Here is an 18,925-nt window from a genome sequence, read left to right as displayed (position 1 = left end):
GAGCCGGCTCGACAGCAAACGCTCGAGATCGATCCGGGACTACCGGGCGGCTGGGCAAGCCAGGGGCGGACGACGACCATGAAGGACATCCTCGACAAACTCGCCGAGCGCCGGGACCAGGCGCGGCTCGGCGGTGGCGAGAAGCGTGTCGAGGCGCAGCACAACCGCGGCAAGCTAACGGCGCGCGAGCGCATCGAACTCCTGCTCGACCACGGGTCGTTCGAAGAGTTCGACATGTTCGTCCAGCACCGCTCCACCGATTTCGGCATGGAGAAGCAGAAGGTCCCCGGCGACGGCGTCGTCACCGGCTGGGGCACCATCAACGGCCGCACGGTCTTCCTGTTCTCGAAAGACTTCACCGTCTTCGGCGGCTCCCTCTCGGAGACGCACGCCGCCAAGATCGTGAAGGTACAGGACATGGCGCTGAAGATGCGCGCCCCGATCATCGGCATCTTCGATGCCGGCGGCGCCCGCATCCAGGAGGGCGTGGCCGCGCTCGGCGGCTACGGCGAGGTGTTCCGCCGCAACGTCATGGCGTCCGGCGTGATCCCGCAGATCTCGGTCATCATGGGGCCCTGCGCAGGCGGCGACGTCTACTCGCCGGCCATGACCGACTTCATCTTCATGGTCCGCGACACGAGCTACATGTTCGTGACCGGCCCGGACGTGGTGAAGACCGTGACCAACGAGGTCGTCACCGCCGAGGAGCTCGGCGGTGCCAAAGTCCACACCACCAAGTCGTCCATCGCGGATGGCGCGTTCGAGAACGACGTCGAGGCGATCCTCCAGATCCGCCGCCTGCTCGACTATCTCCCGGCCAACAACACCGACGGCGTGCCGGAAATCGAGTCCTTCGACGACGTGAACCGTCTCGACATGTCGCTCGACACGCTGATCCCCGACAACCCGAACAAGCCCTACGACATGGGCGAGCTGATCCGCCGGGTGGTCGATGAGGGCGACTTCTTCGAGATCCAGGCGGCCTATGCCCGCAACATCATCACCGGCTTCGGCCGCGTGGAGGGCCGCACGGTCGGCTTCGTGGCGAACCAGCCCCTGGTGCTGGCCGGCGTGCTCGATTCGGACGCCTCGCGGAAGGCCGCGCGCTTCGTGCGCTACTGCAACGCCTTCTCGATCCCGATCGTGACCTTCGTGGACGTGCCGGGCTTCCTGCCGGGCACCGCGCAGGAATATGGCGGCCTCATCAAGCATGGTGCCAAGCTGCTCTTTGCCTACAACCAGGCGACGGTGCCGCTCGTCACCATCATCACCCGCAAGGCCTTCGGCGGCGCCTACGACGTCATGGCCTCGAAGCATGTCGGCGCGGACGTGAACTACGCGTGGCCGACGGCGCAGATCGCGGTGATGGGCGCCAAGGGCGCGGTGGAGATCATCTTTCGCAACGAGATCGGCGACCCGGACAAGATCGCCGAGCGCACCAAGGAATACGAGGACCGCTTCCTCTCGCCGTTCGTGGCCGCCGAGCGCGGCTACATCGACGAGGTGATCATGCCCCATTCCACCCGTCGCCGGATCGCCCGCGCGCTGGGTATGCTCCGCACCAAGAAAATGGAGCAGCCGTGGAAGAAGCACGACAACATCCCGCTCTGAGGGCGGTTCTCTTCGGCCTGCTCCTCTGGCTCGCCGCATGCGAGGGTACAGCCTTGGCTCAGGACGTCTCACCGGACCTGGTCCGCGCCATCGCCCCGACGGGGACGCTGCGGGCCGCGATCAACTACGGCAACATCGTCCTTGCCCAGAAGGGGCCGGACGGTGAGCCGGCTGGCGTCTCGGCCGACCTCGCCCGGGAAATGGCGCGGCGGCTGAAGGTGCCGGTCGCCTTCACGACCTACGACACGGCCGGAAAGGTCGTGGACGCGGTCGGCGGCCCGGACCCCTGGGACATGGCCTTCCTGGCCATCGACCCGCAGCGGGCGAAGACCATCGCCTACACGCCGCCCTACGTGACCATCGAGGGGGCCTATATGGTCCCGGCGGATTCGCCGATCACCGCGAACGAGCAGGTCGACCGCGCCGGGGTGAAGGTCGCCGTCGGCCGGAACACCGCCTACGACCTCTACCTGAGCCGCCATCTCAAGGAAGCTGAGCGCGTCTTCGCGCCGACATCGGCCGAGGCGCTGGAGGTCTTCCGGCGCGACCGCGTGGACGTCGTGGCCTCGGTTCGCCAGCCGCTCGAAGCCTATGCGCGGGCCAACGCGGACGTGCGCCTCCTGCCGAGCCGGTTCATGGTGATCGAGCAGGCCGTCGCCCTGCCGACACGACGGCCGGAGGCCCAGGCCTATCTCAGCCGCTTCGTCGAGGAGATGAAGGCGTCGGGGTTCGTCGCGGACTCCCTCGCGCGGAGCGGGCAGCACGACGCCTCCGTCGCCCCCAAGGCCGCGCTGCCCTGACGGAGGGACGCGGCCCGGAAATCTAGCTCTTGTCGCTGTGCTCGATCACCGCACACAGCGTCAGCGGCCCCTTGTCGGGCGAGACCATCGACGAGCAGGTGACGAGCGCCCCGCCGAGATCGATGTTGCTGTGGCGCATCCGGCTCGCAGTCTCCTTGGCCTTGTGCGCGGCCTCGACGATCGTCTTGGCGTCGATGCCGGTGACGGCGTGGCCCGCCTTGCCGAAGGTGTCGTAATACGCCTCGGGCGGGTTCGCCCCCCGGTACTGCGCCCCCACCGACGAGAGCGCCGGAGCCCCGCAGGCGAGCGACATCGTCATGTCGGGGTTGACCGTGAAGGTCGCGTAATCGGACCGCTGCTGGTCGGTCTTCGCCCCGGTCTCGGCCGTGACCTTGGCGACCAGGGTTTCGCATTCGTCCGCCCGTGCGGATCCGGCCGCGAACAGGAGGATCGGGAGGAGGAGAAGCGCGCGCATCCCACCCATCTAGCGCGCGTGGCCGGAAAGGGGATCGTCGGCGAGGCCTTAAGCGGTGCCCGGCTCCGGCGCGGATTGTCCCAGTTCGATCATCACGATCTCCGGCGGCACGCCGATCCGCACGGGGATGCGGCTGACGCCGAACCCGCCCGAGACGACGATGTGGCGCCCGTCCACGATGCGGTGGCCATAGGCCAGATCGTGCCCGTTCACCCGGCGGATGGCCGGCGAGCGGCCGAACAGGCGGATCTGCCCGCCATGGGTGTGCCCCGACAGGGTGAGCGCCACCCGCGACGGCACCCGGGGGAAGATGTTCGGCTCGTGGGCCATCAGCAGGACCGGCGAGTCGTCCGTGACCTTGGCGAGGGTGCCGGGCAGGTCGGCGAGGGTCATGTGGAAATGGCCCTCGAACGGCTCCTGATCGCCGAGGCCCGCGAGCCAGAACGGCTTGCCGTCCTTGGTGAGGCGCAGCACGTCGTTCTCCAGCACGGGGATGCCCCGCGCTTCCAGGAGCTTGCGGATGCGCGGCGTGCCGCCGAATGCCGACTGCGTTGCCGGATCGTCCCACCAATCGTGGTTGCCGAGGATCGAGTAGGTGCCGAGCGGCGCGCGCAGGCCCTCCACGAGCTTGGCGAAATCGGACAGGGGGAGCTTCTGCCACGCCACCTTCCCGGCCGGGTAATCGCCCAGCATCAGGATGAGGTCGGGGCGCAGGGCGTTGGTGGCGTCCACGATCTCCGCCACCCGGTCGAACGGCATGAATGGCTCGCAGACGTGGAAATCCGCCAGCACCGCGATGCGCAGAGCCGGGCCGTCCTTCCACTTGGGCAGGATCGGCGCGTAGCGCGTCACCACGAGGCGGTGCAGGGGCTCGATACCGAACCCGTAGACGCCCGTCGCCCCCATGATGCCGGCGGTCGCACCGAGCCCGGTGAGGACCTGACGCCGGCTCGGCAGGATCAGCATGGTTCCCGTTCGTCCTGTCCCATGGCACAGATGGCCCCGCCGGAGCCTATACGCGACCTTCGGTTGACGACGGCTGAACCGGATCGCTCAAGGTGATGGAAGCGTGGCTTAGCCTTCTGTAAGGTCTCGCCGCCGCCCCGTCCGTGAGAAGCGACACATCAGACCCATGCTGAACCGCCCCCTGCGCATCGGCACCCGTGGCAGCCCGATGGCCCTGGCCCAGACGGGCATGGTCCGCGACCGCATCGTCGCCGCCAATCCCGGCCTGGAGACCGAACTCGTCGTCGTCACCACCGTGGCCGACAAGATCCTCGACCGGCCGCTCTCCGAGATCGGCGGCAAGGGCCTGTTCACCAAGGAGCTGGAGCAGGCGCTCTACGCGAACGAGGTGGATGTCGCCGTCCATTCGATGAAGGACGTGGAGACATGGCTGCCCGAGGGCCTTGCCATCGCCTGCATCCTCGAGCGCGACGACCCGCGCGACGCCTTCCTCTCCCCCCATGCCGAGACGCTGCTGGACCTGCCCGAGGGCGCACGGGTCGGCACCTCGTCGCTGCGCCGGGCGGCGCAAGTGCTGATGCACCGGCCGGACCTGAAGGTCGTGCCCCTGCGCGGCAACGCAAACACGCGGATGCGCAAGCTCGAATCGGGCGAGTGCGACGCGACGCTCCTGGCGCTGGCCGGGCTTCAGCGCCTCAGCCTCGAAGCCATGGCCCGCAGCATCCTGCCGGTGGAGACCATGCTCCCCGCCGTGGCGCAGGGTGCGTTGGGCATCGAGTGCCGGGCGGACGATGCGGAGATCCGCGCGCTGCTCGCCCCCATCGCCTGCGAGACCACCACGACCGCCGTCGCGGCGGAGCGGGCGCTGCTCGCCGAACTCGACGGGTCCTGCCGCACGCCCATCGCCGCCCTGGCGCGGATCGACGGGGGCCGGCTGCGGCTCGACGGGCTGCTGTTCCTGCCGGACGGGAGCCGCCATTGGGCCGCCTCCGGCGAGGGGCCGGTGGAGGAGGCCGAGCGCATCGGCCGCGAGGCCGGCGCCGCGCTGAAGGCGCAGGCCGGCGACACCTACACGAAGCACCTCCAGTAGAAGGTCAGCGCGCGATCTCCGACTGCGCGGCGCGGGCGAAGGCCTCGCGCTCGCGCAGGCGCTCGATCAGGTCGAGGACGTGAAGGACACGGCCTCGCAGGTCCCACCAGGACGGCAGACCGCGCGGGTGCCGCGGCACCGGATGCGCGGCCACCGCCGCCACGAGGAACGCCGTCTGCGCCAGCGGCGGCAGGGCAAGGCCCGGCCCCGCCGGACGCGGCAGGGCGGCGCCGAGCGCGTGGCCGAGCTTGGCGACGCCGCCGATCCGCGCCCGGCGGGTCACGCTGTCATGGCCGTTGCGACGCACCGCGAAGCCGATCTGCGCATAGATCCGCGAGGCCGCGCGGATCGCCGGGCGGCAGCGGGGCGGCAGGGCGGCGATGCCGGCCTCGGCGCGGGCATAGAGCCCGTCGGCCTCCGCGAGCAGGCGCTCCACCACCTCCGCGAGGGCCGGCGACGGGCGCGGATCGGCGAGGAAGCGGTCCACGTCGAGGCCGGCGTCCGCCATCCAGTCGAGGGGCAGGTAGAGACGGCCCATCCGGGCGTCCTCGCCGACATCGCGGGCGATGTTGGTGAGCTGCATCGCCGCGCCGAGATCGCAGGCGCGAGCCAGGGCGTCCGTATCGCGCACGCCCATGATGAGCGCCATCATCGCCCCCACCGAGCCCGCGACGCGGGCGGCGTAGGCGTGCAGTTCGCCGAGGTCGGCGTAGAAGCGGCCCTCCGCATCCCATTCCAGCCCCTCGACTAGGGCGAGGGGCAGCGCCTCGGGGATCGCGTGGGCGTCGATCGTGCCGGCGAAGGCGCGGTCGGCCGGATGGTCCGCCGGCTGGCCGGCATAGGCGAGGCGGATGCGCTCGCGCAGGCGCGCGACGGCGCGGTACCGCCCCCGCGCCTCGCTGGCCTCGTCCACGAGGTCGTCGGCCAAGCGGCAGAAGGCGTAGAGGGCGTGCGCCGGCTCCCGCACCGCCTGCGGCAGCAGCAGGCCGGCGGCGTGGAAGCTCTTCGAGCCGGCGCGGATCGCCGTCGAGCAGGCGGCGCGGTCGTCCAGGCGGATCGGTTCAGGCCGTGACACGGGCATCCGGCACCACGCGGTCGAGAATACGGGCGGAGGAGAGCACGCCGGGCAGACCGGCCCCCGGATGGGTGCCGGCGCCGACGAGGTAGAGGTTGTGCACCGCCGAGCGGTTGTGCGGCCGGAACCACGCGGATTGCGTCAGCACCGGCTCGAGGCCGAAGCCGGAGCCGCGATAGCTCAGGAAGTCGTCCTGGAAGTCCTGCGGCGTCGTGAACAAGCTCGTGACGAGTTCGGCCTTGAGCCCCGGCAGGACGCTCTCCTCCAGCATCGCCTCGATCCGGCGGCGGTAGGTTTCCCCCAGCGCCGCCCAATCCTGCCCGCCCGCGAGGTTCGGCACGGGGGCCAGCACATAGAAGCAATCCTGGCCCGGCGGGGCGAGGCCGTCGTCGGTGGCGGTCGGCCGGTGGAGGTAGAGGCTCGCATCCTCCGCGAGCACCTTCCGGTCGAAGATGTCGGCCAGCAATTCGCGGTAGCGCGGCCCGAGCAGGATCGTGTGGTGGGCCACGTCCGGGTAGCGGCGGCGCGTGCCGAAATACCAGACGAACAGCCCCATGGAGGAGCGAGCCCGCTTCATGCGGCCGGGGCTCCAGCGCAGGGCCTTGGGCAGGAGCTTGCCCTGGGTGATCGCCGAATCGGCGTTGGAGACCACGATGTCGGCGGGGATCGTCTCGCCGCCCGCGAGGCGCACGCCCCGCGCCGCGCCGCCCTCCACGACGATCTCGGCCACGTCGGCGCCGAGGCGCACCCGGCCGCCCTGCCCCCGGATCAACCGCACCAGCCCGTCCACGAGCTTGCCGGTCCCGCCCATGACGAAATGCACGCCCCAGCGCCGTTCGAGGTCGGCGATCAGGCAATAGACCCCGCTCGCCTTGAACGGGTTTCCGCCGATGAGCAGGGGGTGGAAACTGAACACCGTGCGCAGCCGATCATCGCGGATGAAGCGCGACACCACCGCATGCACGCTGCGATGGCCGGAGAGCCGCAGGAGATCCGGCGCGATCTTCAGCATCGCCCGCACCGAGCCGAAGGGCACGTGCCCCAGTTGCTCGAAGCCCAGGGCGCAGACCTTGCGGGCATGGGCCATGAAGCGCTCGTAGCCGGCCACGTCGTCGGGGGAGAACCGGGCGACCTCGGCGCGCATCCGCTCCGGGTCGCCGCTGTAATCGAAGGTGGCGCCGTCGCTGAAGCGGATCCGGTAGAACGGGTCCATCGGCACCATCGTCACGTCGTCAGCCATGCGCTTGCCGGCGAGCTGCCACAGCTCCTCGAACAGGAACGGCGCGGTGACGATGGTCGGCCCGGCATCGAAGGTGAAGCCGTCGCGGCGGTGGACGCGGGCCCGTCCGCCGGGCTGCTCCAGCCGTTCCAGTACCGTCACCCGGTAGCCCCGCGCGCCGAGCCGCGCGGCTGCGGCCAGCCCACCGAAGCCCGAGCCGATCACCACGGCATGCGGCCGTGGATCGCTCGTGTCCCTCGACTCCGGTCTGGCCGCGAGTGTCAACATGACTTGACAGTGCCCGCCGATTTCACGCCGCGCAAGGGGCAAAATCTCCGGTGCGGCAGCGACGCCCCACGCTTTCGCACGTTCGGTCGGACTGGCACGGTCCTGGCAGCGCGGCCGGTGGAGGTGAGCATGACCACGGACTTCCTCAGGCGGGCGATCCTACAGGGGGCCGGGCGCAGCGAGGCCGACCTCGTGCTCAAGAACGGCCGGTTCCTCGACCTCGTGACCGGCGACCTCGTCGCCTCGGACATCGCCCTGTGCGGCGACCGGATCGTGGGCACCTGCGGCCAGTATCGCGGTGCGCGGGAGATCGACATCGCCGGCCGCGTGGTGGTGCCGGGCTTCATCGACACGCATTTCCACGTCGAATCGTCGCTGATGACCCCGCTCGCCTTTGAGCGCTGCGTTCTGCCGCGCGGCGTCACCACCGGCATCTGCGATCCGCACGAGATGGCGAACGTGCTGGGCACGCCGGCCTTCGGGTGGTTCCTCGCCTCCGCCGAGGCGATGGCGATGGACCTGCGGGTGCAATTGTCCTCCTGCGTGCCGGCGGCGGCGCATCTTGAAACCTCGGGCGCCTGCATCGAAGCCGCCGACCTGATGCCCTTCGCCCACCACCCGAAGGTGCTCGGCCTCGCGGAGTTCATGAACTTCCCCGGCGTGCTGGCCGGGGACGAGGGCGCGCTCGCCAAGCTCGCCGCCTTCCAGGGCCGGCACATCGACGGGCATGCGCCGCTCCTGCGGGGGGACGCCCTCAACGGCTACATCGCCGCCGGCATCCGCACGGAGCACGAGGCGACCACGCCCGAGGAGGCGATGGAGAAGCTCTCCAAGGGCATGACCGTGCTGATCCGCGAGGGCTCGGTCTCGAAGGACCTGCACGCCCTGGCGCCGATCCTCGATGACCGCACCGCGCCGTTTCTGGCCTTCTGCACCGACGACCGGAACCCCCTCGACATCGCCGAGGAAGGGCACCTCGACTACGTGGTGCGCACGGCAATCCGCCTCGGTTGCCCGCCGCTCGCGGTCTACCGGGCGGTCTCGTGGTCGGCGGCGCGGGCCTTCGGCCTGCGCGACCGGGGCCTCGTCGCCCCCGGCCAGCGCGCCGACCTCGTGATCCTCGACGATCTCCACGATTGCGCGGTCTCAAGCGTCATCAGCGCCGGACGCGTGGTGGACGATGCGCTGTTCGCGGACCGCACCCAGGTGGCGCCCATCGGCCGGGCCAGCATCCGCAACCGGCGGGTGACGGAAGCCGACTTCGCCGCGCCGGGCTCCGGCCCCTCGACGCCGGTCATCGGCGTGGTGCCGGGCAAGATCATCACCCTCCGGCACGACCTCACCCTGCCCTATTCCGGCGGCGAGCGGCGGATCGACCTCGCACAGGATGCGGTGAAGGTCGCGGTGGTCGAGCGCCACGGGCGCAGGCGGCCGGGGGAACGAGGTATCGGCGTCGCCTTCGTGAAGGGGTTCGGGCTCAAGCGCGGGGCCATCGCCTCGTCGGTCGGGCACGATTGCCACAACATCACCGTCGTCGGCGCCGACGAGGCCGACATGGCGGTGGCCGTGAACCGCCTCGCGGAAATCGAGGGCGGCTTCGTCGTGGCCGAGGGCGGGCGGGTGCTCGCCGAGATCGCCCTGCCGCTCGCGGGCCTGATGAGCCTCGACGCCCATCCCGCCATCGCCGCGTCCCTGCGCGGCTTGCGCGAGGCCGCCAAGGGGCTCGGCGTGGTTCTGCCGGAACCGTTCCTGCAGGTCGCCTTCCTGCCCCTGCCGGTGATCCCGCACCTCAAGATCACCGATCGCGGCCTCGTGGACGTGGACCGCTTCGCCCTGGTCGATGCGTGATCCGTGCATGACGGGGCTGCGCGATTTTCGATTGCGCGCAATCTATATTCTAGCTATCTCGGGATCGTCCGCCATCTAAGGCGCATCGCCATTTCGAAGGGGAGACGAGTATGTCCGTTGACGTGAAGTACCGCACCACCGCCACCGCCACCGGGGGCCGCGACGGCGCCGCGAAGACCGAGGACGGCTCGCTCTCCGTCAAGCTCGCGACCCCGAAGGAGTTGGGCGGCGCGGGCGGCGAGGGCAACAACCCCGAGCAGCTGTTCGCGGCCGGCTATTCCGCCTGCTTCCTCGGCGCGATGAAGTTCGTGGCGCCGCAGCTCTCGCTGAAGGTGCCGGCCGACACGACCGTGACGGCGAATGTCGGAATCGGCCCGCGCTCCGAGGGCGGCTTCGGCATCACCACCGACCTCAAGGTCAGCCTGCCGGGCCTCGACAAGGCCGACGCCGAGCGACTGGTGCAGGAGGCGCACAAGGTGTGCCCGTACTCCAACGCCACGCGCGGCAACGTCGATGTCGGCCTGACCGTCGCCTGATCTCAGCCTGACACGCGCTCTCGCAAGCCCCTCCTTCTTCGGAAGCGAGGGGCTTTTTCGTGGGCGTCGCCTCAGCGCCGCGCCAGGGCGACCATGCCGCTGCCCTGCCGCTCGATCCGCCCGTCGAGTTCGAGTTCCAGCAGGATCGTCTGCACCATCCGCACCTCACAGGCGGCAGCGCGGGCGAGTTCGTCCGTCGCCACCGGGCCGGGGCCGAGAAGGGCGAGGATGCGGGTGCGCTCGTCGCCGGGCTCCGGCTCCGGTTCCAGCATCCATTCGACCGGAGGCGCGGTAGGGCCGCCCTCGAAATCCAGCTCCTCCCAGAAATCCGGCTGGTCCGCGAAATCCGGACGCTTGCGGGCGGGCGCCGCCTCCGGAACCGCGCCGCGTTCGATGATCGGTCCGATCACCTCCAGGATGTGGTCCGCCTCCGTGACGAGGGTCGCGCCCTGGCGGATCAGGTCGTTGGTCCCTTCCGCGCGGGGGTCGAGGGGCGAACCCGGCACGGCGAAGACCTCGCGGTTCTGCTCCAACGCGTATCGCGCGGTGATGAGCGAGCCCGAGCGCCGCGCCGCCTCCACCACCACGCTGCCGTAGCTAAGACCGGAGACGATGCGGTTGCGGCGGGGAAAATCCTGTGCGCGCGGCTGCCAGCCCATCGGCATCTCGGCGAGCACGGCGCCGCCCGCGTCGAGGATCGCTTCCGCAAGGGCGGCATGGTTGGCGGGGTAGATCTTGTCGTGCCCACCCGCCATCACCGCGACGGTCCCGGTGGCGAGGGTCGCCTTGTGAGCGCGGGCATCGATACCGCGCGCGAGGCCCGAGACGATGACGACCCCGGCCTCCCCGAGGGCGCGGGCGAGGCGGTCGGTGAAGGCTCCCCCGGCCGCCGAGGCGTTGCGCGAGCCGACGATGGCGACAGCGGGCCGCGAGAGGATCGTGGGATCGCCGCGCAGGGCGATGAGCGGCGGGGCGGCGTCGGTGGCCCTCAGCAACGTGGGATAGGCCGCATCGCCCGAGGCGAGGAAGACCCCGCCGAGTTGGGCGAGCGCCGCCACCTCGTCCTCGGCCTGCATCCGGCTCGGGGGCGTCACGGGGCGTCCCCGGCGCTGCGTGAGGTCCGGCAGGGCGTCGAGGGCTGCCGCTGCGCCGCCGAAGCGGTTGATGAGCTGGCGGAAGTTGCGGGGGCCGATGCCCTCGGTGCGGATCAGGCGGAGCCAGTCGAGGCGCTGCGCGTCGGAAAGGTCCATCGCGCGCTCACCCCTTCTGGCCGATCCGCCCCTCAGTGCCTGCCGCAAGGCGCTGGATGTTGGGCGTGTGCTTCCACCACAACAGGAGGCCGAGCATGACGAAAAGCAGCGCCACCGCCGGCTGGCCGAGGGCCCAGAGCACCAGGGGCGTCACTGCCGAGGCCGCGAGCGCGGAGAGCGAGGAGTATTTGAAGGCGAAGGCGAGCCCCAGCCACACGACGGCGAAAGCGAGCAGCGCCGCCGGGCTGAAGGCGATCAGGAGGCCGATCAGCGTCGCAACGCCCTTGCCGCCCTTGAAGCCGAGCCAGACGGGGAAGAGATGCCCAAGGAAGGCGCCAAGCCCGGCCGCCAGGGCTGGCCCCTCGCCGAGTTGCGCCGCGATCAGCACGGCGGCCGTGCCCTTCAGGGCGTCCCCCAGCAGGGTCGCGAAGGCCAGCCCCTTGCGCCCGGTGCGCAGCACGTTGGTCGCGCCAATATTGCCCGAGCCGATGGCGCGCACGTCGCCGAGACCGGCGATGCGGGTGAACAGGAGCCCGAAGGGAATCGCACCCAGCGCATAGCCGATGCCGAGGCCTGCGAGGGTCGGCAGGGTGGCGAGGTCCGAGGTGATCATGCCGCCGCCGCCAGATCGTCGACCGCGTGGACGATCCGCCCGCCGACCATCGTCAGCACCGCCCCGCCCTGGAGTCGGGCCTCGTCGAAGGGCGAGTTCTTCGAGCGCGACTTCAGCCGCCGCTTGTCCACGACGTAGGGCAGGTCCGGGTCGATCAGCACGAGATCGGCCGGCGCCCCCTTCGCGAGGCGCCCGGACGGCTGGCCGAGGAGCTTGGCGGGGTTCGCCGTCAGCGCCGCCAGCAGGCGCGGCAGGGGGATGTCGCCGGTATGGACGAGGCGCATCGCGGCGCCGAGCAGCGTCTCGATGCCGAGCGCCCCGTCCGCCGCCTCGGCGAAGGGCAGGCGCTTGGTGTCCGCATCCTGCGGGTTGTGATCTGAGACGACCACGTCGATCACCCCCTCGGCCAGGGCCGCCACCACGGCCTGCCGGTCTGCCTCGTCGCGCAGGGGCGGCGAGAGGCGGCAGAAGGTGCGGTAATGGCCGATGTCGTTCTCGTTGAGGACAAGGTTGTTCACCGAGACGCCGCAGGTGACGGGCAACCCGTCCTCCTTCGCCCGGCGGACGATCTCCACGGAATCGGCGCAGGAGATCATCGCCGCGTGGTAGCGGGCACCCGTGAGGCGCACGAGGCGGATGTCGCGCTCCAGCATCACCGTCTCGGCCTCGCGGGGTACGCCCATCAGGCCGAGGCGCGAGGCGAGTTCGCCCTCGTTCATCACGCCCTCGGCGGCGAGGCTCGCCTCCTCGACATGCTGCATGATCAGCACGCCGAAATCGCGGGTGTAGGTCAGCGCCCTGCGCATCACCTGGGCATCGGCCACGGCGCGCAGGCCGTCGGTGAAGGCCACCGCGCCGGCTTCCTGCAACAGGCCGAACTCGGTCATCTCCCGGCCGCCGAGGCCCTTTGTGATGGCTGCCGCCGGAAGGACGTTGACGCAGGCCGTGTCCCGCGCCCGGCGCAGGACGAAATCCACGATCGCCGGCTCGTCCATGATCGGGTTGGTGTCCGGCATGCAGACCAGCGTCGTCACGCCCCCGGCGGCGGCGGCGGCGCTGGCCGAGGCCAGGGTCTCGCGGTGCTCGGCGCCGGGCTCGCCCACGAAGGCGCGCAGGTCGATCAGGCCGGGGGCCAGCACGCGGCCCGCGCAGTCGATCCGCTTCGCACCTGCGGGCAAACCGGGGGCGGCGCCCTGCACGAGGTCGGCGATCCGCCCGTCGCGGACCAGGATCGCGCCGGACGTGTCCGCGCCCGTCGCGGGGTCGAGCAGGGTCGCGTTGGCGAGAAGGATGTCGGTCACGGGCGCGGCTCCGCGGAGGCGTCGAGGCGCATGGCGAGGCCGGCGGCGGCCATGTGCGCCTTGGCCTCGCCGATGGTGGCTTGGCCGAAATGGAAGATCGAAGCGGCAAGCACGGCGCTGGCCCCGCCCTGGGCGACGCCGGCCACGAGATCGTCGAGCCCGCCGACGCCGCCGGAGGCGATCACCGGCACGCCCACCGCGTCAGAGATCGCGCGGGTGAGTGCGAGGTCGTAGCCGGAGCGGGTGCCGTCGCGGTCCATGGAGGTGACGAGGAGTTCGCCCGCGCCCTTCTCCGCGACGAGGCGGGCGAAGGCGATGGCGTCGATCCCGGTCGGGTCGCGCCCGCCATGGGTGAAGATCTCCCACCGCGCCGCCTCGCCGAGGGCGGAGACGCGCTTGGCGTCGATGGCCACGACGATGCACTGCGCGCCGAACTTCTCCGCCGCGCGGGCGACGAGGTCCGGGTCCTTCACGGCGGAGGTGTTGATCGCGACCTTGTCGGCGCCGGCCAGCAGCAGCGCGCGTACGTCCTCGACGGCGCGCACCCCGCCGCCCACGGTGAGCGGCATGAAGCAGGCTTCCGCCGTGCGGCTCACCACGTCGAGCAGGGTGCCCCGCGCCTCGCGGCTGGCGGTGATGTCGAGGAAGCAGAGTTCGTCGGCGCCAGCCGCGTCGTAGGCCTTGGCGGCCTCGACCGGATCCCCCGCATCGCGCAGGCCCTCGAAGCGCACGCCCTTCACGACACGCCCGTCCTTCACGTCGAGGCAGGGGATGATGCGGGTCTTGAGCACGGTTCCGTCCGATCGTCGGTCAGGCGTCCGGATCGATCGCGAACGGCCGGTTCATGATCACGTCCAGGGAATAGGGGCAGGTTTCGGGGAAGGTCCTCAGCGGAAGTCCCGTCTCCCCCGACGCCTCGATGCGCGCCCGGCGGTAAGCCCTCTCGACCGCATCGTCCAGACGGGACTTCAGGCCCGGGCTTTCCTCGATCTCGTCGGCAACCGCGACGCGGTGGGTCGCAATGGAGACGAGCCAGCTCCGGCTGCGGCGCTCCGGCTGATGATCGTATTTCAGCATGTGAAGCAGCACGATTCGCAGCGCGCTCACCAGACTGGCGAACTGGCTCTTGCCCAAGCTCTCGATCTCCTCGGCCAAATTCTCCAGATCGAGGCCGTCGAAGTCGCCAGCCCGCAGGCGCGCGCCCTGCTCCTGGGTCCAGGTGTAAAAGTCGTCCGCATACGCCGTCGTCGGTGAAACGGGTCGGGTCAAAGCCTTCGCGACAGCCACCGCGCCCTCCCGGGATGATCCCATCGCCGTGATCCTATCACGGCGCGGCGTGGCGCGCCGCCGCGATCGCGGAGAGCGCCGCGATGGGATCGATGCGGCCGTCGTAGAGCGCCCGGCCGGTGATGGCCCCGGCAATCAGGGCGCAATCGGGCTCCAGCAGGCGATGCACGTCGGCGATGGAGGCGAGGCCGCCGGAGGCGATCACCGGCACGGCGACGGCCTCGGCCAGGGCCAGGGTCATCTCGACGTTGAGCCCCTTCAGGATGCCGTCGCGGGCGATGTCCGTGTAGACGATGGCCGCGACCCCGGCATCCTCGAAGCGGCGCCCCAGCTCCTCGGCCGTCATGCTGGAGGTCTGCGCCCAGCCCTCGACGGCGACGCGGCCGTCCTTGGCGTCGATGCCCACCGCCACCTTACCGGGATGAAGCCGCGCCGCCTCGCGGACGAATTCGGGATCGCGCACCGCCGCCGTGCCGATGATGACCCGCGCGACGCCCTTGGCGAGCCAGCCCTCGAGGGTCTTCATGTCCCGGATGCCGCCGCCGAGCTGCACCGGCACGTCAACCGTGGCGAGAATCGAATCGACCGCCTCGGCATTGCGCGGCGCGCCGGCGAAGGCGCCGTCGAGATCGACCACGTGCAGCCACGAGAAGCCCTGCCCGGCGAAGATCGCCGCCTGGGCGGCGGGGTCGTCGCCGAAGACGGTCGCCCGGTCCATGTCCCCCTGGACGAGGCGGACGCAGCGGCCGCCCTTCAGGTCGATTGCGGGATACAGGATCACCGGGCTGTCTTTCCGTTTGGTCCCTCGGCGCCGCTCACGGGCGCCAGCGGAGGAAGTTGGCGATGAGGGCGAGGCCGAGTTGCTGGCTCTTCTCGGGGTGGAACTGCATGCCGGCGACGTTCTCGCGGGCCACGGCGGCCGTGACCGGCCCGCCGTAATCGGCCAGCATCACGGTATCAGCGGGCCGCTCCGGCGTCAGGGCGAAGCTGTGCACGAAATAGGCGTGCAGCCCGTGCTCCCCCGTGGGAATGCCCTCGAACAGGGCGTGCGGACGGGCGGCGCGCAGGGTATTCCAGCCCATATGCGGCACCTTCAGCGCCGGATCGGACGGGCGGATCGGCCCGACATCGCCGGGGATCCAGCCGAGGCCGGGCGTCTGCGCATATTCGAGGCCGCGGCTCGCCAGCAATTGCATCCCGACGCAGATGCCGAGGAAGGGCGTGCCCTTCTCTTTCACTGCCCCGGTCATGGCCTCGACCATGCCGGGCACGGCATCGAGCCCCGCCCGGCAATCGGCATAGGCGCCGACGCCCGGCAGGACGATCCTGTCCGCCGCCACCACGACCTCCGGGTCGGCGGTGAGCACGATGCGGGTGTCGTCGAGCCCGGCCTCCCGGGCGGCACGCTCGAAGGCCTTGAGGGCCGAGTGCAGATTGCCCGAGCCGTAATCGATGATGGCGACGGTTCGTCCGGTCATGCCCGATCCCACACCGTCACCGCCCGCCTTCGCGGGCGGGGAACAGGCCGATCACCGGCTCGGCGCGCCGCACGGGACCACCCGGAAAGGGCGGGCGCGGCGGCGGCGGCAGGCTCGCGGGATCGAGCCAGCGGGCGAGGAGCCGCGCCTCGGCCTCGGCGGAATCGCGGGCGACGACGGCGTCGCGCAGGGCGTAGCCCCGGCGGGCCAGGGTCCAGCGGCGCAGGCTCGACGCCTCGAACCCAATCAGCACGCTGGCGAGGAGGGCGATGCCCGTCCCCGCCGCGCGGGTCAGGCCGAGCGCGTAGCCGGCGAAGGCCACGGCCGCGAGGCCGGCGAGCACGATCAGCGCCGCCACCCAGAGGCGGTGGAACAGGAACCACAGCACGCTGAAGGCGAAAGCCGGCCAGGAGAACCCGTCGGGCACGATCACGGCCCGGTCCAGGGTGTCGGTCTCGCCGGGGCGAGCGTCCGGCGGCAGGTGGAGGGTGTAGCTGCGCATCCGCATCGGGCGTGTCCTACAGCGTGCCCTTGGTCGAGGGCACCCGGCCTTCCTCGCGGGGATCGACCGCCACCGCCGCCCGCAAGGCGCGGGCCAGCCCCTTGAACAGGCTCTCCGCGATATGGTGCGCGTTCTCGCCGTAGAGCGTCTCGACGTGCAGGGTCAGCCCGGCATTCATCGCGAAGGCCTGGAACCACTCGCGGACGAGTTCGGTGTCGAAGGCGCCGATCTTCTCCACCCGGAACTGCGTGCGGAACACGAGGAAGGGGCGGCCGGAGATGTCGACGCAGACGCGGCTCAGGGTCTCGTCCATCGGCAGGTGGATGTCGGCGTAGCGGGTCACGCCGCGCTTGTCGCCCAACGCCTTGGCGAAGGCTTGGCCCAAGGCGATGCCGCAGTCCTCGGCGGAATGGTGCTGATCGACGTGCAGGTCGCCCGCGACCTTGATATCGAGGTCGAACAGGGCGTGCCGCGCGAGCAGTTCGAGCATGTGGTCGAGGAAGCCGATGCCGGTGGCGATCGTCGCCTTGCCGGTGCCGTCGAGGGCGACGCTCACCGAGACGTCGGTCTCGGCGGTTGTCCGGCTGATGCTCGCGCTGCGCATTGTGTCCGCGTGTTGGTGAAGGCAGCGATGGCGCCGCCGGCTGCTTCTAGATGACCTGTCGCGAAAGGGAAATCGCGCGCCGGCCTCAGCCGTTCAGCACCCGCCCCGCGATGGCATCGAGCTTGGCGAGCAGGGCCGGATCGCGGACGGCGGGAGCCGTCATGATCGCGCCATCAAGGGCCCGGTGGGACCCGACCGGGCACTCCTCCCGCTCGGCCGGGAAGTCGCGGGCGAGGCGCGACACGAGGCGGGCCGCCTTGTCGGCGTTGGCCCGCGCCACGGCGACCACCGCCGCCACGTCCACGGCGTCGTGGCCGGGGTGCCAGCAATCGTAGTCGGTCACCATCGCGATGGTCGCGTAGGTGATCTCAGCTTCGCGCGCGAGCTTGGCCTCGGGCATGTTGGTCATGCCGATCACGTCGAAGCCCTGCGCCTTGTAGGCGCGGGATTCGGCGAGCGAGGAGAATTGCGGCCCCTCCATGCACACGTAGGTGCCGCCCCGGTGGATCGCGATCTCCTCGGCCTTGGCCGCCTGCGCGATGCGCTTCTGCAGGTTCGGGCCGACCGGGTGGGCGAGCGACACGTGGGCGACGCAGCCGTCACCGAAGAAGGACGAGGCGCGGCCGTGGGTCCGGTCCACGAACTGGTCCACGAGGACGAAGGTGCCGGGGTGCAGCTCGTCGCGGAACGAGCCGCAGGCCGAGAGCGACACGATGTCGGTGACGCCCGCCCGCTTCATCGTGTCGATGTTCGCGCGGTAATTGATGCCCGAGGGCGAGAAGCGATGGCCGCGCCCGTGCCGGGCGAGGAACACCACCTTGGTCGCGCCGATCCGCCCGATCCGCAGGGCGTCCGAGGGCTCGCCCCAGGGCGACGCGATGCGCTCCTCGCGCACATCCTCCAGGCCCGGCAGGTCGTAGACCCCCGATCCGCCGATCACCCCGAGTACCGCTGCGGTCATGCCCGATGCCCTGTCTTGTCGTTCGAGGGCCGGTAGCACGCCCCTGCCGCCCAAAAAAGACAGGCCTCCCCGAGGGGAGGCCCGCATTGTCCGTGCAAGGTGGCCGGCTTACCAGGCCTTGTGCAGTTCCGGCTGGAGGCCGTGGACCTCGCCGCCGACATCCGCCCAGACCTTCTTCTTCACGTAGTAGAGAAGGCCGGACAGGATGATGAGGAACAGGATCACCCGGAAGCCGAGGGCCTTGCGGTCCATCATGTGCGGCTCGGCAGCCCACATCAGGAAGGCGCCGACATCCTTGCCGTACTGCTCCGTCGTCTCCGGGACGACCGGCTGGCCCTTGTCGTCCTTCGGGTAGGTGACCTGCCCGTCCGAGATGGGCGGCGGCATCGCGATGATGTGGCCCGGATAATAGAGATTGTAGTGGCCACCCTCGGGAAGGGCGAAGTCCTTCGGGGCATCCTTGTAGCCGTTGATGAGGCCGTGGATGTAATCCGGCCCCTGCTCCGTGTAGCCGACGAAGGGCAGCCAGTCATAGAGGAAGGTCAGGTTGCCGCGCGAGAAGGTCCGCGCCTTGGCGATCACCGAGAAGTCCGGCGGCGCCTTGCCGCCGTTCGCGGCGGCGGCGGCCTGATCGTTCGGGAAGGGCGGCGGGAAGGTATCCGCCGGGCGGCCGGGCCGCTCGAACATGTCACCCGAATCGTTCGGGCCGTCCTTCACCTGATAGGTGGCGGCCAGCGCCTTCACTTGCGAGGCCGAGAAGTGCGGGCCGCCTTCCTGCGTGAGGTTGCGGAAGGAGACGAGCTTCATCGAGTGACAGGCGGAGCAGACTTCCTTGTAGACCTGGAAGCCACGCTGCAGCTGCGCCTCATCGAAGCGGCCGAACATGCCGGCGAAGCTCCAGTTCACCCGCGGCGGCACCGGGCCGCCATGGGCATCCTCGGCCCGCGCAGGCGCGCCGAGGAGAAGGGCCGCCATCGCGGCGGCGAGGGTCGTGGAGAGGACGCGGGTCATGGCCATCGAG

20 protein-coding genes are annotated in these 18,925 nt (G+C 70.6%); 5 read left to right on the top strand and 15 right to left on the bottom strand.

Annotation, left to right across the window (positions count from 1 at the left end; genetic code table 11):
• The first annotated feature begins 78 nt into the window (after nucleotides 1-78).
• Nucleotides 79-1,611 carry an acyl-CoA carboxylase subunit beta gene (locus tag MKK52_RS22970; protein ID WP_243958226.1) on the top strand — a complete coding sequence of 511 codons (1,533 nt, stop codon included), beginning with the start codon at nucleotides 79-81 and terminating at the stop codon, nucleotides 1,609-1,611.
• 53 nt (nucleotides 1,612-1,664) lie between these two features.
• The gene (locus MKK52_RS22965) at nucleotides 1,665-2,411 is read left to right on the top strand and encodes an ABC transporter substrate-binding protein (protein ID WP_243958224.1); all 747 of its coding nucleotides are present in this window, start codon (nucleotides 1,665-1,667) and stop codon (nucleotides 2,409-2,411) included.
• 22 nt (nucleotides 2,412-2,433) lie between these two features.
• On the opposite strand, the gene MKK52_RS22960 is transcribed toward MKK52_RS22965, so the two are convergent.
• On the bottom strand, nucleotides 2,434-2,886 hold the full coding sequence (locus MKK52_RS22960; RefSeq protein ID WP_243958222.1) for an ABC transporter ATPase: 453 nt from the start codon (nucleotides 2,884-2,886) through the stop codon (nucleotides 2,434-2,436).
• A gap of 48 nt (nucleotides 2,887-2,934) precedes the next feature.
• A complete protein-coding gene (locus MKK52_RS22955) occupies nucleotides 2,935-3,852 on the bottom strand; it encodes a metallophosphoesterase (protein WP_243958220.1) in 918 nt (305 codons plus the stop codon).
• Between the two features lie 166 nt (nucleotides 3,853-4,018).
• Between MKK52_RS22955 and hemC the strand changes: the two genes are divergently transcribed.
• Nucleotides 4,019-4,942, top strand: coding sequence for a hydroxymethylbilane synthase (gene hemC / locus MKK52_RS22950; protein WP_243958218.1), 924 nt, complete (start codon nucleotides 4,019-4,021; stop codon nucleotides 4,940-4,942).
• A gap of 4 nt (nucleotides 4,943-4,946) precedes the next feature.
• Here hemC and MKK52_RS22945 read toward each other — a convergent pair whose 3' ends face one another.
• Both MKK52_RS22945 and crtI read right to left on the bottom strand, forming a co-directional pair.
• Entirely contained in the window at nucleotides 4,947-6,023 is a 1,077-nt protein-coding gene (locus MKK52_RS22945; RefSeq protein WP_243958198.1) for a phytoene/squalene synthase family protein, read from the bottom strand.
• Entirely contained in the window at nucleotides 6,004-7,524 is a 1,521-nt protein-coding gene (crtI, locus tag MKK52_RS22940; protein WP_243958196.1) for a phytoene desaturase family protein, read from the bottom strand. Before crtI ends, MKK52_RS22945 begins: the two co-directional genes overlap by 20 nt.
• Nucleotides 7,525-7,653: 129 nt before the next feature.
• Here crtI and ade point away from each other — a divergent pair, with 129 nt between their 5' ends.
• Nucleotides 7,654-9,372 carry an adenine deaminase gene (gene ade, locus MKK52_RS22935; protein ID WP_243958193.1) on the top strand — a complete coding sequence of 573 codons (1,719 nt, stop codon included), beginning with the start codon at nucleotides 7,654-7,656 and terminating at the stop codon, nucleotides 9,370-9,372.
• Nucleotides 9,373-9,482: 110 nt separating this feature from the next.
• Nucleotides 9,483-9,908 (top strand): organic hydroperoxide resistance protein, encoded by a 426-nt coding sequence (locus MKK52_RS22930; protein WP_243958185.1) that lies wholly within the window; start codon nucleotides 9,483-9,485, stop codon nucleotides 9,906-9,908.
• A gap of 71 nt (nucleotides 9,909-9,979) precedes the next feature.
• Here MKK52_RS22930 and dprA read toward each other — a convergent pair whose 3' ends face one another.
• The 11 genes from dprA to MKK52_RS22875 form a co-directional block, all read right to left on the bottom strand.
• Nucleotides 9,980-11,158 carry a DNA-processing protein DprA gene (gene dprA / locus MKK52_RS22925; protein ID WP_243958183.1) on the bottom strand — a complete coding sequence of 393 codons (1,179 nt, stop codon included), beginning with the start codon at nucleotides 11,156-11,158 and terminating at the stop codon, nucleotides 9,980-9,982.
• 7 nt (nucleotides 11,159-11,165) lie between these two features.
• A complete protein-coding gene (gene plsY / locus MKK52_RS22920; RefSeq protein WP_243958181.1) occupies nucleotides 11,166-11,771 on the bottom strand; it encodes a glycerol-3-phosphate 1-O-acyltransferase PlsY in 606 nt (201 codons plus the stop codon).
• Nucleotides 11,768-13,072, bottom strand: coding sequence for a dihydroorotase (locus tag MKK52_RS22915; RefSeq protein ID WP_243958179.1), 1,305 nt, complete (start codon nucleotides 13,070-13,072; stop codon nucleotides 11,768-11,770). The genes plsY and MKK52_RS22915 overlap by 4 nt, the downstream gene beginning before the upstream one ends.
• Complete coding sequence (gene hisF, locus MKK52_RS22910) at nucleotides 13,069-13,863, bottom strand: imidazole glycerol phosphate synthase subunit HisF (protein ID WP_243958176.1); 795 nt, start codon at nucleotides 13,861-13,863, stop codon at nucleotides 13,069-13,071. Before hisF ends, MKK52_RS22915 begins: the two co-directional genes overlap by 4 nt.
• Before the next feature lie 19 nt (nucleotides 13,864-13,882).
• On the bottom strand, nucleotides 13,883-14,359 hold the full coding sequence (locus tag MKK52_RS22905; RefSeq protein WP_243958174.1) for a DUF29 domain-containing protein: 477 nt from the start codon (nucleotides 14,357-14,359) through the stop codon (nucleotides 13,883-13,885).
• Between the two features lie 37 nt (nucleotides 14,360-14,396).
• A complete protein-coding gene (hisA, locus tag MKK52_RS22900) occupies nucleotides 14,397-15,140 on the bottom strand; it encodes a 1-(5-phosphoribosyl)-5-[(5-phosphoribosylamino)methylideneamino]imidazole-4-carboxamide isomerase (protein ID WP_243958172.1) in 744 nt (247 codons plus the stop codon).
• Between the two features lie 34 nt (nucleotides 15,141-15,174).
• Nucleotides 15,175-15,837 carry an imidazole glycerol phosphate synthase subunit HisH gene (hisH, locus tag MKK52_RS22895; protein ID WP_243958169.1) on the bottom strand — a complete coding sequence of 221 codons (663 nt, stop codon included), beginning with the start codon at nucleotides 15,835-15,837 and terminating at the stop codon, nucleotides 15,175-15,177.
• A 16-nt stretch (nucleotides 15,838-15,853) separates the two neighbouring features.
• On the bottom strand, nucleotides 15,854-16,345 hold the full coding sequence (locus tag MKK52_RS22890; RefSeq protein ID WP_243958167.1) for a DUF2628 domain-containing protein: 492 nt from the start codon (nucleotides 16,343-16,345) through the stop codon (nucleotides 15,854-15,856).
• A 10-nt stretch (nucleotides 16,346-16,355) separates the two neighbouring features.
• The gene (hisB, locus tag MKK52_RS22885; protein WP_243958165.1) at nucleotides 16,356-16,943 is read right to left on the bottom strand and encodes an imidazoleglycerol-phosphate dehydratase HisB; all 588 of its coding nucleotides are present in this window, start codon (nucleotides 16,941-16,943) and stop codon (nucleotides 16,356-16,358) included.
• Nucleotides 16,944-17,028: 85 nt separating this feature from the next.
• Nucleotides 17,029-17,904 (bottom strand): S-methyl-5'-thioadenosine phosphorylase, encoded by an 876-nt coding sequence (locus MKK52_RS22880; RefSeq protein WP_243958163.1) that lies wholly within the window; start codon nucleotides 17,902-17,904, stop codon nucleotides 17,029-17,031.
• A gap of 108 nt (nucleotides 17,905-18,012) precedes the next feature.
• Complete coding sequence (locus MKK52_RS22875; RefSeq protein WP_243958161.1) at nucleotides 18,013-18,921, bottom strand: cytochrome c1; 909 nt, start codon at nucleotides 18,919-18,921, stop codon at nucleotides 18,013-18,015.
• Nucleotides 18,922-18,925 lie beyond the last annotated feature (4 nt).

It is taken from the genome of Methylobacterium sp. J-067 (assembly GCF_022829465.1).
GTDB lineage: Bacteria > Pseudomonadota > Alphaproteobacteria > Rhizobiales > Beijerinckiaceae > Methylobacterium > Methylobacterium litchii.
Note: the sequence above shows the minus strand (reverse complement) of the source record. Positions and strands in the feature narration are given on the sequence as shown.